Consider the following 14,256-nt stretch of genomic DNA (forward strand, 5'->3'; position numbering starts at 1 on the left):
GCCGTAGCGCGCGCCGTCCGTTCTGCTTCATTCTTGTTTGTATACCGACTGGCCGCCAGAACACATGAACCGCGAAGAAGCCCTCCACATTTTCGACCACTCCGAAGAGATCGTCTCGGCCGATGCCGTCAACGCGTCGATCTCCAGGATGGCCGACGCGATCCGCGCCGAGATCGGCGACGCGTTCCCGCTCGTTCTCTCGGTGATGGGCGGCGCCGCGGTGTTTACCGGGATGCTGCTGCCGCATCTCGATTTCCCGCTCGAATTCGACTACATCCACCTGACCCGCTACCGCAACACGACGCAGGGCAGCCCGGAAATGCACTGGCGCGTCGCGCCGCGCGAATCGGTGAAGGATCGCATCGTGCTCGTGCTCGACGACATCCTCGACGAAGGCGAAACGATGGCCGCGATCCGCGACCGCATCCTCGACATGGGCGCGAAGCGCTTCCTGTCGGCCGTGCTGTGCGAGAAGACGCTCGCGAAAGCGAAGCCGCTGCACCCCGATTTCTGCGGCTTCTCGGTGCCGGACCGCTACGTGTTCGGCTGCGGGATGGACGCGAAGGGCTACTGGCGCAACCTGCCGACGATCCGTGCGCTGACCGCGAACGTCTGATCGCCCTGCCCGCCATCAAGAAAAGCGGCGCTCCGGTTTCCCGGAGCGCCGCTTTTTTTCGTGGGTGCGCCGTGTGCTACAGCTGGTGCACGAACGCCCGGATACCGGCCAGCATCATCTCGACCGAGATCGCGACGAGCACGAGGCCCATCAGCCGCTCGAACGCGGCGACCGTCCGCTCGCCGAGCCATTGCTGGATCCGTTCGGCCAATACCAGCGTGACCGCACAGACGAGCATCGTGACCGTCAGCGCGCCGACCCACTCGAGCATCTTGCCGGGCGCCTGCGACGTCAACAGCATCACGGTCGCGAGCGCGGACGGGCCGGCCAGCGCCGGAATCGCGAGCGGCACGATGAACGGTTCGCCGCCTGCGCGCGGATCGCTGCCGAGCGCGCCGTCCGGATGCGGGAAGATCATCCGCAGTGCGATCAAGAACAGCACGATCCCGCCGCCGAGCCGCAGCGACAGGTCGGTGAGGCTCATCATCCGCAGGAAGCGATCGCCGACCACCATGAAGAACAGCAGGATCACGAACGCGATCCCCACTTCACGCAGGATCAGCTTCACGCGCCGCTCGCGCGGCACGTCCCGCATCGCCGAAATGAACAGCGGGATGTTACCCAGCGGGTCCGTGATCAGCACGAGGAGCACGGTGGCCGACAGGAAGGTGTATTCCACCGTGTCCCCCGGGTGCAGCGCTTAGCGCGCGAGCGCCGCGCGGATCTTCTCCGTCACCGTCGCCGCGGCCGTATCGGCCGGCAGCAGCGTCGCTTCGGCATCGCGGCGGCCCTGGTACTCGATCTTGCCTTCCTTCAGGCCGCGCTCGCCGATCACCAGGCGATGCGGCACGCCGATCAGCTCCCAGTCGGCGAACATCACGCCCGGGCGCTCGCCGCGATCGTCGAGGATCACGTCGATGCCCGCGGCCGCCAGCGCCGCGTACAGCTGGTCGGCCGCCTCGCGAACCATGTCGCTGCGGTCATAGCCCATCGGGCACAGCACGATTTCGAACGGGGCGATCGACTCGGGCCAGATGATGCCGCGATCGTCGAAGTTCTGTTCGATCGCCGCGCCGAGAATACGCGTGACGCCGACGCCGTAGCAGCCCATCAGCATCGGCTGCGGCTTGCCCGACTCGTCGAGGAACGTCGCGCCCATCGCTTCCGAATACTTGGTGCCGAGCTGGAACACGTGGCCGACCTCGATGCCGCGGCAGATGTCGATCACGCCCTTGCCGTCCGGCGACGGATCGCCCTTCTTCACGTTGCGCACGTCGGCGACTTCCGGCTCCGGCAGGTCGCGGCCCCAGTTCACGCCCGCGATGTGGTAGTCGACCTCGTTCGCGCCGACGACGAAGTCGCTCATGTTCGCGACCGTGCGATCGGCGATCACCTTCACCGGCTTCTTCGTGCCGACCGGCCCGAGATAGCCCGGCGGCGTGCCGAACCACTCGACGATTTCCTGCTCGGTCGCGAAGCGATGGTTCTTCAGGCCCGGCAGCTTCGACACCTTGATCTCGTTCAGGTCGTGATCGCCGCGCAGCATCACGAGCCAGATGGTCGGCTCGGCGCCTTCGTTGTCGGTGGCCAGCACGATCGACTTGATCGTGCGCTCGAGCGGGATCGCCAGCAGCTCGGCGACGGCTTCGCACTTCGCCTTGCCGGGCGTCGCGACCTTTTCCATCGCTTCGGCGGGCGCCGCGCGTTCGGCGATCAGCGGCAGCGCTTCGGCTGCCTCGATGTTTGCCGCGAACTCGGACGTCGGGCAGTAGGCGATCGCGTCCTCGCCGGTATCGGCGATCACGTGGAACTCGTGCGAGAAGTTGCCGCCGATCGAGCCGCTGTCGGCCGCGACCGCACGGAACTCGAGACCCAGGCGCGTGAAGATGCGCACGTACGCGTCGTACATCTTGCGATACGACTCGTTCAGGCCGGCCGCGTCCTTGTCGAACGAATACGCGTCCTTCATGATGAATTCGCGGCCGCGCATCACGCCGAAACGCGGACGGATCTCATCGCGGAACTTCGTCTGGATCTGATAGAAGTTCACCGGCATCTGCCGGTAGCTCTTGATCTGATTACGCGCGATATCGGTGATGACTTCCTCGTGCGTCGGCCCGATCACGAAGTCGTTGTCCTTGCGGTCCTTGAAGCGCAGCAGCTCGGGGCCGTACTGCTCCCAGCGGCCCGATTCCTGCCACAGCTCGGCCGGTTGCACGGCCGGCATCAGCAGCTCGATGGCGCCCGCCCGGTTCATTTCCTCGCGCACGATCGCCTCGACCTTGCGAATCGAGCGCAGGCCGACCGGCAGGTAGTTATAGATGCCGCCGGCGACACGACGGATCATGCCGGCGCGCACCATCAGCTTGTGGCTGACGATCTCTGCGTCGGCCGGTGCTTCTTTGAGGGTGCCGATAAAGAAACGGGAAGCTTTCATGCGGACGGTTCCAAATACGGCGCCCCAGGCAGGGCGCCCGAAAAAGTTTCAAGGTGAAAAAGCTGCGCGCGGCGAACAACGACGGACGACGATGGCGCAGATGACGTAGCAGACAAATCAGGGACAATTCAGCCGGTGCACCCCGGGCGGTTTCGCTCCGTCACGGTGCGCAGCGCCCGTTATCTGTTTATAATCAAAGCAATTTTAAAGGATTCGAAGGTGGTTGTATGCTGGATCGTGAAGGCTTTCGCCCGAACGTCGGCATCATCCTCTTGAACGCGCGCAACGAGGTGTTTTGGGGCAAGCGGCTCCGCGAGCATTCCTGGCAGTTTCCTCAAGGTGGGATCAAGTACGGCGAGACCCCCATGCAGGCGATGTACCGGGAATTGCACGAGGAAACCGGTCTGCATCCGGAACACGTCAAGATAATCGGCCGCACTCGCGACTGGTTGCGTTACGAGGTGCCTGACAAGTTCATCAAACGCGAAGTACGCGGTCATTACCGCGGCCAGAAGCAGATCTGGTTCTTGCTGCGGATGGTCGGACGCGATTGCGACATTTGCTTGCGCGCGACCGACCACCCGGAGTTCGATGCGTGGCGCTGGAACGAGTACTGGGTACCGCTCGATGCGGTGATCGAGTTCAAGCGGGATGTCTATCAGTTGGCGCTGACGGAACTGTCGCGCTTTCTGCGCCGCCCGGTGCAGCGAGCCGATAAGCCGCGTGGGCCGCGTCCGTCACGCTATCCGCGCGTGATCGGCACGCAGGTCCAGCAGGCGCTGACGATTGTCGACACATCGGTGATTTGTTCGGAGATCGAAATGGACGCGAGCACGCTCGACGAGCTGCCGCCCCAGTTGATCGGCAAGTGACGAGTCGGACTGCATGACCGGGCGCGACCTTGGTGTCGCGCCCTTTTTTTACGAGGAATGCATATTGAAAGCGATTGCTCTCGCGCTCGCATCGATCGCCGCGACGTCGGTCCTGGCCGGCTGTGCGAATTCGAAAACGCCAAGCAACAAGGACGACAGCGCGTTCGTGTATCTGCTGGACCGCCAGGGCAACTGGAAGGAAAACCCGGTCGACACGCTGCCTGCGCTGCCGCAAGCGGGCGACCTGCTGCCGTTCAACGTGTCGCAGAACACACCGCTGAAGTTCGCCATCGATGCGAAGTCGCTCGCGGTCGGTACCGACGGCGTCGTGCGATATGCGGTCGTCATCACGAGCCCGGCCGGCGCACGCAACGTGAACTACGAAGGCATCCGCTGCGACACCTACGAGTGGCGTCAGTATGCGGGCCTGAATGCGGATCACGACGGCTGGGACCGCACGGTCGAGAACGACTGGCGCCGCATCGAGAACGGCGAGCTGAACGCGTATCACGCCGCGCTCTACCAGGACTACTTCTGCTCGAACAAGATGCCGCAGGGCTCGACGCAGCAGATTCTGGAGAACGTCCGGTTCCACCGTACCGCGATGAGCCAGCTGCGCTGACCGAAGCGGCACGGCCGTCCGGCCGCTGCCCGCCGCAATCAAAAAGCCCGCACGATGCGGGCTTTTTTGTCGCTTCTTGGTCGTTTGCCGGTGCCCGGCCGAACGGTTACACCAGTACGAGGTTGTCGCGGTGAATCAGCTCGGGCTCCAGCATGTAGCCGAGGACCGCCTCGATCTCGCCGCTCGGCTTGCGGTGAATCAGCTTCGTTTCCGCGCTGCTGTAGTTCGTGAGGCCACGCGCCACTTCGCGCCCGTCCGGGCCGACGCACGCGATCACCTCGCCCCGCGCGAACGCGCCCTGCACGCCGGTCACGCCGATCGGCAGCAGGCTCTTGCCGCCGCCGGTCAGCTTCTCGACCGCGCCCGCATCGATCACGACGTGCCCGCGCACCTGCAGATGATCGGCCATCCACTGCTTGCGCGCCGCCATCCGCGCGGTGCGCGCGATCAGTTGCGTGCCGATCGCCTCGCCCGCGGAGAGCCGCACCAGCACGTCGGGCTCCCGCCCGCTCGCGATCACGGTATTCGCGCCGCTGTGCGCCGCACGCTTGGCTGCCAGGATCTTCGTGAGCATCCCGCCGCGGCCGAGGCTCGAGCCCGCACCGCCCGCCATCGCCTCGAGCTCTGGCGCGCCGGCGCTCGCTTCCGCGACCAGCGTTGCGCTCGGATCCTTGCGCGGATCGGCGGTGAACAGCCCCGACTGGTCGGTCAGGATGATCAGCGCGTCGCCTTCGATCAGGTTCGCGACCAGCGCACCGAGCGTGTCGTTGTCGCCGAACTTGATTTCATCGGTGACGACCGTATCGTTCTCGTTGATGATCGGCACGACGCCGAGCCGCAGCAGCGTGAGCAGCGTCGAGCGTGCATTCAGGTAGCGCTCGCGATCGGCGAGGTCGGCGTGCGTGAGCAGGATCTGCGCGGTGCGGATATCGTGCTCGGTAAAGCGGCTCTCATAGACTTGAGCGAGCCCCATCTGGCCGACAGCGGCGGCGGCCTGCAGCTCGTCGATCTCGCGCGGGCGCTTGCTCCACCCGAGCCGCTGCATCCCTTCGGCGATCGCCCCCGAACTGACGAGCACCACTTCCTTGCCCTGAGCGCGCAGCGCGGCGATCTGGGCAGCCCAGCGGCCGATTGCAGCATGATCGAGCCCCTTGCCGTCGTTGGTCACGAGGCTGGAGCCCACCTTCACCACCAGTCGCTTCGAATCCGCGATGATCGAACGCATCGTGCGCTGTCTCCTGTATCTGATGCCTGCCCGACCGGGCGCGATTAAATTCCGGCACCGGGCTGCGCGCCCGGTGCATGTCGGCGCCGCTCAGGCGTCGTCGCCGGGCGTCGCGCCGCCATCGACGGGCGGCGCATCGCGGAACCGCACGTCCGCGGCCAGATCTTCCTCTTCCGCCGCGCGATGCGCTTCCGAGTGCTCGGCGAGATAGTCGTAGATCGCGTAGCAGAGCGCTTCGCAGCCCTGGCCCGTGAGCGCCGAGATTTCGAATACCGGGCCGTCCCAGCCGAAACGCTCGAGGAAATCGGCGACGCGCGCCTCGCGCTCGTCTTCCGGCACCATGTCGAGCTTGTTCAGCACGAGCCATCGCGGCTTCTCGTAGAGCGCCTCGTCGTACTTGCGCAGCTCGCCGACGATTGCCGTCGCGTCCGCGACCGGATCGACGTTTTCATCGAACGGCGCCAGATCGACGAGGTGCAGCAGCACGCCGGTGCGCTGCAGGTGACGCAGGAACTGGTGGCCGAGGCCTGCGCCTTCGGCGGCGCCCTCGATCAGCCCCGGGATATCGGCGATCACGAAGCTCTTGCTCGGGCCGACGCGCACGACGCCGAGATTCGGCGCGAGCGTGGTGAACGGATAATCGGCAATCTTTGGCTTCGCGTTCGACACCGACGAGATGAACGTCGACTTGCCGGCGTTCGGCATGCCGAGCAGCCCGACGTCGGCGAGCACCTTCAGCTCCAGCCGCAGCATGCGTCGCTCGCCGGGCTTGCCGTCCGTCTTCTGGCGCGGCGCGCGGTTCGTGCTCGACTTGAAATGCAGGTTGCCGAGGCCGCCGGAACCGCCCTTCGCGAGCAACACCTGCTGGTCGTGCTCGGTCAGGTCGGCGATCAGCTCGCCCGTGTCCATGTCGGTGACGACCGTGCCGACCGGCATGCGCAGCGTGATGTCGTCGCCGCCCTTGCCGTAGCAATCGGAACCGCGACCGTTTTCACCGTTGCGCGCGAGATGCTTCTTCGCGTAACGGTAGTCGATCAGCGTGTTGATGTTGCGGTCGGCGATCGCGTAGACGTTCCCGCCCCGGCCGCCGTCGCCGCCGTCCGGCCCGCCGAACGGAACGAATTTCTCGCGGCGCATCGACGCGCTGCCATCGCCTCCGTCGCCGGCGATGACTTCGATTCGTGCTTCGTCAATGAACTTCATTCGTTACTCCGACCAGTATTTCCGCTATTGTGCCGCGCGCCGGCGCGCTTGAACAATCTGCCGTTCGGCCGATTGCCCGCCGGTTCGGCGACAACCACCGGCGCGCACATGCGCCCGGCGGCCAAATAAAAAAAGGCCCCGCGAAGACTGCGGGGCCTTTCGGCTACGAAGCCCTTGGGTGCCTGAACTTAGGCAGCCGCCGGGACAACGATGACCAGATGCTTCTTGTCCGCGCCCTTGGTCGCGAACTTGACGTGACCGTCGACCAGCGCGAACAAGGTGTGATCCTTGCCCATGCCGACGTTCTCGCCAGCGTGCATGCGCGTACCGCGCTGACGCACGATGATGCCGCCGGCGTTGATTGCCTGGCCGCCGTACACTTTCACGCCGAGACGTTTCGACTCGGAGTCGCGGCCGTTCCGGGAAGAGCCGCCTGCCTTTTTGTGTGCCATCTGATTGCTCCTTTACCGAGGCGCTTACGCGTTGATCGCGTCGATGCGCAGCTCAGTGTAGTTCTGGCGGTGGCCGCCGTGCTTTTGGTAGTGCTTCCGGCGACGCATCTTGAAGATGGTGACCTTGGCATGACGACCGTGCGACACAACGGTGGCCTTGACGGAAGCCCCACTGACCAGCGGCGTACCGAACTGAATCGATTCGCCTTCGCCCACTGCGAGAACCTGGTCGAGCGTGATTTCAGCGTCAATGTCAGCCGGTATCTGTTCTACTTTGAGTTTTTCGCCAACGGCAACCTTGTACTGCTTGCCGCCGGTTTTTATGACCGCGTACATTGAGAACCTCACTCTGGATCCAATTTTTCCGCACACCACGCGCGGAAAACACGTGATTATACATGGGGTTAGCACCGAAGTCAAAACCGATCCACAATTGCCGCGCGCAAGCCCTGGCCGGACGGCCAAAATCACGGCCGCGGCGCGTCCGGCAGACCGGCATATCGCGGATTGGACTTATAATCCGCCGCATCACCCATTTCGATCATCATGTCGTCGTCCACCGCCTCCCCCACCCTCAGCGCCGCCCACCTGCTCGCTCCGATCGCAAGCGACATGGAGCAGGTGAATCGCGTTATCCGGCAAAGCCTCGCGTCCGACGTACTGTTGATCAACCAGATCGCCGAGTACATCATCGGTGCGGGCGGCAAGCGGCTGCGTCCGGCTTTGCTGCTGCTCGTCGCCGGCGCGCTCGGCGAGACGTCGCACCAGCGGCACGTGCTGGCTGCCGTCGTCGAGTTCATCCACACCGCCACGCTGCTGCATGACGACGTCGTCGACGAGTCCGAACTGCGGCGCGGTCGCCAGACGGCCAACGCGCTGTTCGGCAACGCGGCGAGCGTGCTGGTAGGCGACTATCTCTATTCGCGCTCGTTCGAGATGATGGTCGGCGTCGGCAAGATGCGCGTGATGGAGATCCTGTCGGAAGCGACGACGATCATTTCAGAAGGCGAAGTGCTGCAGCTTCTGAACATGCACGATGCGGACGTCGACGAGACGCGCTACATGCAGGTGATCCGCTACAAGACCGCGAAGCTGTTCGAAGCGTCGGCCCGACTGGGCGCCGTGCTCTCGGGCGCCGATGCGCCGACCGAAGCTGCCGCGGCCGAGTATGGCCGCCGCATCGGCACTGCATTCCAGATCATGGACGACTGGCTCGACTACGCAGGCACGGCCGAAGCGATGGGCAAGAACGCCGGCGACGATCTGCGCGAAGGCAAGCCGACGCTGCCGCTCATCTACCTGATCGAACGCGGCACGCCCGAGCAGTCCGCGCTCGCGCGCGAGGCGATCGAACACGGCGGCACCGATCGCTTCGACACGATCTTCGACGCGATCACGCGTTCGGGTGCGCTCGACCACACGCTCGAGTGCGCGCGTCAGGAAGCACAGGCTGCCGCCGCCGCGATCGCCGCGTTCCCGGATTCGATCTACAAGGAAAGCCTGCTCACGCTGTGCTCGTACTCGACGTCGCGGCAGTCGTAAACGCGCCGCGAATCGAAGGCGATACCTTGCCCCGAAAAATTTCTTCATCAAGGTATTCCCTTTTGGAAAAAACATCGTTATAGTTACGTTCTTGCTTGAGACGACGCAGCGATCTTAACGAAGACTGCGAAGTTGGAAAGGCAAAAAATCGGGGTGTAGCTTAGCCTGGTAGAGCGCTACGTTCGGGACGTAGAGGCCGGAGGTTCGAATCCTCTCACCCCGACCAGATTTTGAAAAAACCGTGCACCGTGTGCACGGTTTTTTTTTGCCTGTTCGCACCGGCCACCGCCATGTGCAACCATCCCGGCCACCTGCCTCTGCTATATTCGCTCCATCCCTGTCCTTCACTGCCCTTTCTGACGCGTGGACCAAATTCCCTTATGGGCGCAAATCAGCGCCGTCTTCCTGCTTCTCCTCTGCTCCAGCTTCTTTTCCATTTCCGAGACCGCGATGATGGCGCTCAACCGTCACCGGTTGAAGCATCTCGCCGGCCAGGGCGTGCTTGGCGCGAAGACCACCCAGGGTCTGCTCACCCGCACCGACCTGCTGCTCAGCGTGATCCTGATCGGCAACAACCTGTTCAACACGATCATCCCGGTTCTGACGACGTCGCTCGCGCTGCATACGTTCGGCCGTAACAACCTCGCGCTGTCGATCGCGACCGGTGTCGTCGCGTTCCTGATCATCGTGTTCGCGGAAATCGCGCCGAAGATCGTCGGCGCAACCTATCCCGAGCGCATCGCGCTGCCGGCGAGCCTCGTGATCGCGCCGCTGATGCGCGTGTTCAAGCCGGTCGTCTGGTTCGTCAACGCGCTCGCGAACGGCGTGCTGCGCGTGCTGCGCATCAACACGAAGAATGGCCGCGACCAGCGGATGTCGGCCGACGAGTTGCGCGCGATTGTGCTCGAGTCGAGCAGTTTCATGCCGACCAAGCACCGCAGCATCCTGCTCAACCTGTTCGACCTCGAGAACATCACCGTCGACGATGTGATGGTGCCGCGCCGCCAGATCGAGTCGCTCAACTTCTACGCGCCGCTCGACGACATCCTGCATCAGCTCGAGACCTGCTATCACAACCGCCTCGTCGTGTACGAAGGCGACATCGACAAGGTGCTCGGCGTGCTGCACGTACGCAAGACGCTCACCGCGCTGCACAACCAGGATTTCGACCGAGAAACGCTGCGCACGCTGCTCGCCGAACCGTACTACGTGCCGTCGGGCACACCGGTCGTTCAGCAGCTCCAGTTTTTCCAGGAAAGCCGGCAACGCACCGCGCTCGTCGTCAACGAGTACGGTGAACTCGAAGGGCTCGTCACGCCCGAGGACATCATCGAGGAACTGATCGGCGAGTTCACGACGTCGATGCCGCGCAGCGAACGCGCGGGCGGTTGGGACCAGAACGGCGAATGCATCGTCGCCGCCAGCATGCCGCTGCGCGAACTGAACCGCTGGTTGCACCTGCAACTGCCGACCGACGGGCCGAAGACGCTGAACGGCCTGATCCTCGAACTCCTCGAGGAAATTCCGGAAGGCGACGTGTGCCTGAAAATCCGCGACGTGATGCTCGAGGTGATGCGCAGCGACGATCAGGCTGTGCGGACCGTCAAGCTCTTCAAGCCGCGCGGCACGCGCGCACGCGCCGCCGCGCGCTAGCCGAACGGCCGACTGCCGGCGCCGCCGACGATCCGTGATCATTGACCGGTCACGATCAACAGGCGGCCGACACGCCGGCTCACATGCAATTCAACTCTCCCGCGGCGCCGCTGCATACCGGGCGGCCGCCCACTCCCGCCTCCACCGACGAATCGAGCGCGCGCCAGCTCGATGCCGCGCAGCTCGACGATTCACCGGCCGTCCGGTTGCTGACCGACACGCTTCACGCGGCACGCGTACGCGATGCGTCCGACATCCACGTCGAACCGTTCGAAACGGGCTGGCGCATCCGTCTGCGCATCGACGGCGTGCTCCACGAACATGCGCGGCCGCCCGCTCATCTGCGCGACGCGCTCGTCACGCGGATCAAGGTGCTCGCGCGCATGGACATCGCCGAACGCCGGCTCCCGCAGGACGGTCGGCTGCGCATTGCGGTCGACGCCGGCATGCGAGGCGACTATCGGGTCAGCTCGCTGCCCACGCTGTTCGGCGAAAAACTGGTGCTGCGTCGCCTCGAAACCCTGCCGCCCGACCTCACGCTCGCACTCCTCGGTTTCGACGCACGGCAGGCGGCCGCCATGGAGGCTGCGATACGCGCACCGCACGGCCTCGTGCTCGTCACCGGGCCGACCGGCAGCGGCAAGACGCTGTCGCTCTACTGCGCGCTGCAGATGCTCGACCGCGACGCGCACAACGTATGCACGGTCGAGGATCCGGCCGAGATCCAGCTCGACGGCATCAACCAGGTCGGCGTCGCCGAGAAGGCCGGCCTCACCTTCGCGACCGCGTTGCGCGCGCTGCTGCGGCAGGACCCGGACGTCATCATGGTCGGCGAGATTCGCGATGCGGAGACGGCCGACGTCGCGATCAAGGCCGCGCAGACGGGCCACCTCGTGCTGTCGACGCTGCATACGAACGACGCACCGGCGGCCGTCGCGCGGCTGCTCGACATCGGCGTCGCGCCGTACAACCTCGCGGCTGCGTTGCGTCTCGTCACCGCGCAACGCCTCGTTCGGCGTCTGTGCATCGCCTGTCGCGTGCGCTCCGACGCGCCCGCGTGCGTGCTGCGCGAAGCCGGCTGCGATGCGGCAGCCCTGGAATCCGGCTGGCGCCCGTTCGTCGCGCGCGGTTGTGCCGCCTGTCACGGCATCGGTTATCGCGGCCGGATCGGCCTGCATCAGACGATGCCGGTTTCAGCGGAGATGGCGGAGCGCATCGTCGCGCGCGCGAGCGTCGGCACGCTCGCGCAATGCGCGGCGGCCGAGGGCGTGCTCGGCCTGCGCGACGCGGCGCTCGCGCACGTGCGCGACGGCACGACGAGCATGGCCGAAGCGCTCGCCGCGACCCCGGACGCGTAATCGCAATGCGCACGCCACCGCACGAAACCCGCTTCACGTGGCGCGGCCGTCGGCGCAACGGCACGCGATGCAGCGGAACCATCATCGCGTTCGATGCAGCCGCGGCGCGCACGGCGCTGGCGCGCGACGGCATCGCGGTGCTGGCACTCGATGCGCGTGGCAGAGCCCGGCCGCCAGCGGCCGGCGCACGAGACGTCACGCGCTTCACGCGTCAGCTCGCGAGCCTGCTGCAAGCCGGCCTGCCGCTCGCACCGTCGCTCGACATGCTCGCCCGCACGCGCGCGCGTGACGGGTTACCACGCATCGCGGCAGGCCTCGCGCGCGAAATCGTCAGCGGTCAGCGCTTCGCCGCCGCGCTCGCACGCTATCCGTCCCAGTTCGGCACGCTGTATCGGCAACTGATCGAAGTCGGCGAAGCATCGGGTGCGCTCGCCACCGTGCTGACGCGCGTCGCCGAGCATCGCGAACGGGCGGACGCCCAGTGGCGCAAGCTGCGTGCCGCGCTGGCCTACCCGGCTGCCGTGATCCTGTTCGCGCTCGCGATCTCGGCCGCATTGATGGTGTGGGTCGTACCGACCTTCCGGCAGATCTTCGACGGCTTCGGCGCAGCGCTCCCCGCGCCGACCCGCGTGCTGCTCGCGCTGTCAGCCGCGACGTCGGCATGGGGCGGCACGTTCGTCGCCGTCGCGGCAGCGGCGGCGCTCGCGGCGCATCATGCGCTGCGGCGCTCGGCAGCGCTGCGCTACGCGCTCGCACGACGCCTGCTGGACGCGCCATGCTTCGGCAGCGCACTCAGGCGGTTCGCAACCGCGCGCTGGTGCCGGTCGCTGGCGACGCTGCTCGGCGCCGGCGTACCGCTCGCCGATGCCTTCGCGACGCTCGAACGCACGGCCGGCCACCCGGTGTTCGAACAGGCCACCGCGCGCATCGCGGCACGCGTGCTGCGCGGTGCACGTCTTGCCGACGCGATGCAGGAAGCCGATTGTTTTCCCGACGACGTGGTGCAGCCGATCGCCGTCGCGGAGGAAACCGGCGCGCTCGACACGATGCTCGGCGACATCGCCGCGCTATGCGAACGCCAGCTCGACGCTCGCCTCGATGCGATCGCCGCGCTCGGCGAGCCGCTGATCGTGATCGTGCTGGGCGCGCTCGTCGGCGGCCTCGTGATCGCAATGTATCTGCCCATCCTTCAGCTGGGCAACGTGGTGTAGCATCGCAACCGACTCTGTCGCCTTTAAAGTTTCAACCCGAGCCCATGACGCCCGCGCCCTTGCACTCCGTTTTCGATACACCCGACAGCACGCTGCTCGCGCTGGCCTTGCTGCCGCCCGCGGTGCAGTACGCGTTCGCCGTCGTACTCGGTCTGTGCGTCGGCAGTTTCGTCAACGTGGTCGTGCACCGGATCCCGGTGATGATGCAGCGTGCGTGGGAAGCGGAAATCGCCGAAGCAACCGGCACCACGCGTACTGCGCCGGACGACGGCTATCCGGCTCACTACGATCTGTGGCGCCCGCGCAGCGCATGCCCGCATTGCGGCCACGTGCTGCGCGCGTGGGAGAACATCCCGCTCGTGAGCTATCTCATCTTGCGTGGGCGCTGCCGGCAGTGCGGCCATGCGATCGGCGTGCGCTATCCGCTCGTCGAACTCGCGGGTGGCGTGCTCGCCGCCGGTTCGCTCGCCGCCTTCGGCCCCACCGGCGCCGCGCTCGCCGCGTTCGGTTTATGCGCGGCGTTGCTGGCGATGAGCGCGATCGACATCCGGACCGGCTACCTGCCCGATTCGATGACGCTGCCGCTGCTGTGGGCCGGACTCGCACTGAATCTCGGCGGCACGTTCACGTCGCTGCGTTCGGCCGTGGTCGGCGCGATGGTCGGCTACCTGTTCCTGTGGTCGATCTACTGGCTGTTCAAATGGCTGCGCGGGATCGAAGGCATCGGTTTCGGCGACCTGAAGCTGCTCGCCGCGCTCGGCGCATGGATGGGCTGGGCCGCACTGCCGCAGGTCGTGCTGTTCGCCGCAGTGACAGGCGCAATCGTCGGGCTCATCGCGACGTGGCGCGGCCGCATGCGCTTCGAGGAGCCGATTCCGTTCGGCCCGTTCCTCGCAGCGGGCGGCGTTGCGACGCTGTTTTTCGGTACCCCTTTTTATTCGGCGCTCGGCGGCTGACATGACACGCATGACACGCCGCCCGCATTCGCATTGTTCGCTGCGTCGCGGGGGGGCCCGGGGCGGCGCCCCCGCCGCCCCCCGCCGGCGCGCGCCAGGTGGGATTCAA

General features: G+C 65.8%; 14 protein-coding genes and 1 tRNA gene. 9 read left to right on the forward strand and 6 right to left on the reverse strand.

From position 1 onward, the window contains the following. The first annotated feature begins 64 nt into the window (after positions 1 to 64). On the forward strand, positions 65 to 616 hold the full coding sequence (locus O1Q03_RS20375) for a hypoxanthine-guanine phosphoribosyltransferase (RefSeq protein ID WP_269505743.1): 552 nt from the start codon (positions 65 to 67) through the stop codon (positions 614 to 616). Positions 617 to 692: 76 nt separating this feature from the next. Here O1Q03_RS20375 and O1Q03_RS20380 read toward each other — a convergent pair whose 3' ends face one another. Both O1Q03_RS20380 and O1Q03_RS20385 read right to left on the reverse strand, forming a co-directional pair. Beyond that, the gene (locus O1Q03_RS20380) at positions 693 to 1,295 is read right to left on the reverse strand and encodes a MarC family protein (protein ID WP_269505744.1); all 603 of its coding nucleotides are present in this window, start codon (positions 1,293 to 1,295) and stop codon (positions 693 to 695) included. 21 nt (positions 1,296 to 1,316) lie between these two features. Next, the gene (locus O1Q03_RS20385; RefSeq protein ID WP_269505745.1) at positions 1,317 to 3,053 is read right to left on the reverse strand and encodes a proline--tRNA ligase; all 1,737 of its coding nucleotides are present in this window, start codon (positions 3,051 to 3,053) and stop codon (positions 1,317 to 1,319) included. Positions 3,054 to 3,280: 227 nt separating this feature from the next. Here O1Q03_RS20385 and O1Q03_RS20390 point away from each other — a divergent pair, with 227 nt between their 5' ends. Then, positions 3,281 to 3,925 carry an RNA pyrophosphohydrolase gene (locus O1Q03_RS20390; RefSeq protein WP_269505746.1) on the forward strand — a complete coding sequence of 215 codons (645 nt, stop codon included), beginning with the start codon at positions 3,281 to 3,283 and terminating at the stop codon, positions 3,923 to 3,925. A 13-nt stretch (positions 3,926 to 3,938) separates the two neighbouring features. Further along, positions 3,939 to 4,547 carry a CNP1-like family protein gene (locus tag O1Q03_RS20395; protein ID WP_269505747.1) on the forward strand — a complete coding sequence of 203 codons (609 nt, stop codon included), beginning with the start codon at positions 3,939 to 3,941 and terminating at the stop codon, positions 4,545 to 4,547. Positions 4,548 to 4,653: 106 nt separating this feature from the next. Here the strand turns inward: O1Q03_RS20395 and proB are convergent, their stop codons facing one another. From proB to rplU, 4 genes are all read right to left on the reverse strand, one after another. After that, entirely contained in the window at positions 4,654 to 5,772 is a 1,119-nt protein-coding gene (gene proB / locus O1Q03_RS20400) for a glutamate 5-kinase (protein WP_269505748.1), read from the reverse strand. A 90-nt stretch (positions 5,773 to 5,862) separates the two neighbouring features. Further along, positions 5,863 to 6,975: an Obg family GTPase CgtA gene (gene cgtA / locus O1Q03_RS20405; RefSeq protein WP_269505749.1), complete on the reverse strand. Its 1,113-nt coding sequence runs from the start codon at positions 6,973 to 6,975 to the stop codon at positions 5,863 to 5,865. 188 nt (positions 6,976 to 7,163) lie between these two features. Next, the gene (gene rpmA, locus O1Q03_RS20410; protein ID WP_006476999.1) at positions 7,164 to 7,427 is read right to left on the reverse strand and encodes a 50S ribosomal protein L27; all 264 of its coding nucleotides are present in this window, start codon (positions 7,425 to 7,427) and stop codon (positions 7,164 to 7,166) included. 24 nt (positions 7,428 to 7,451) lie between these two features. Next, positions 7,452 to 7,763 (reverse strand): 50S ribosomal protein L21, encoded by a 312-nt coding sequence (gene rplU / locus O1Q03_RS20415; RefSeq protein WP_004194344.1) that lies wholly within the window; start codon positions 7,761 to 7,763, stop codon positions 7,452 to 7,454. A 210-nt stretch (positions 7,764 to 7,973) separates the two neighbouring features. On the opposite strand from rplU, the gene O1Q03_RS20420 reads away from it, so the two are divergent. The 6 genes from O1Q03_RS20420 to O1Q03_RS20445 all read left to right on the forward strand — a co-directional run bounded on the left by O1Q03_RS20420 (position 7,974) and on the right by O1Q03_RS20445 (position 14,147). Then, entirely contained in the window at positions 7,974 to 8,969 is a 996-nt protein-coding gene (locus O1Q03_RS20420) for a polyprenyl synthetase family protein (RefSeq protein ID WP_269505750.1), read from the forward strand. 149 nt (positions 8,970 to 9,118) lie between these two features. After that, positions 9,119 to 9,195: transfer RNA gene (locus O1Q03_RS20425), tRNA-Pro, on the forward strand. Positions 9,196 to 9,332: 137 nt separating this feature from the next. Next, positions 9,333 to 10,622: an HlyC/CorC family transporter gene (locus tag O1Q03_RS20430; RefSeq protein WP_269505751.1), complete on the forward strand. Its 1,290-nt coding sequence runs from the start codon at positions 9,333 to 9,335 to the stop codon at positions 10,620 to 10,622. Positions 10,623 to 10,705: 83 nt separating this feature from the next. Then, positions 10,706 to 11,980 (forward strand): GspE/PulE family protein, encoded by a 1,275-nt coding sequence (locus O1Q03_RS20435; protein ID WP_269505752.1) that lies wholly within the window; start codon positions 10,706 to 10,708, stop codon positions 11,978 to 11,980. A gap of 5 nt (positions 11,981 to 11,985) precedes the next feature. Continuing rightward, positions 11,986 to 13,191 carry a type II secretion system F family protein gene (locus tag O1Q03_RS20440; protein WP_269505753.1) on the forward strand — a complete coding sequence of 402 codons (1,206 nt, stop codon included), beginning with the start codon at positions 11,986 to 11,988 and terminating at the stop codon, positions 13,189 to 13,191. A gap of 44 nt (positions 13,192 to 13,235) precedes the next feature. Next, positions 13,236 to 14,147, forward strand: coding sequence for a prepilin peptidase (locus tag O1Q03_RS20445; protein WP_269505754.1), 912 nt, complete (start codon positions 13,236 to 13,238; stop codon positions 14,145 to 14,147). Positions 14,148 to 14,256: the final 109 nt, after the last annotated feature.

The sequence above is a fragment of the Burkholderia sp. IMCC1007 genome, assembly GCF_027257875.1.
In the GTDB taxonomy this organism is placed as follows: domain Bacteria; phylum Pseudomonadota; class Gammaproteobacteria; order Burkholderiales; family Burkholderiaceae; genus Burkholderia.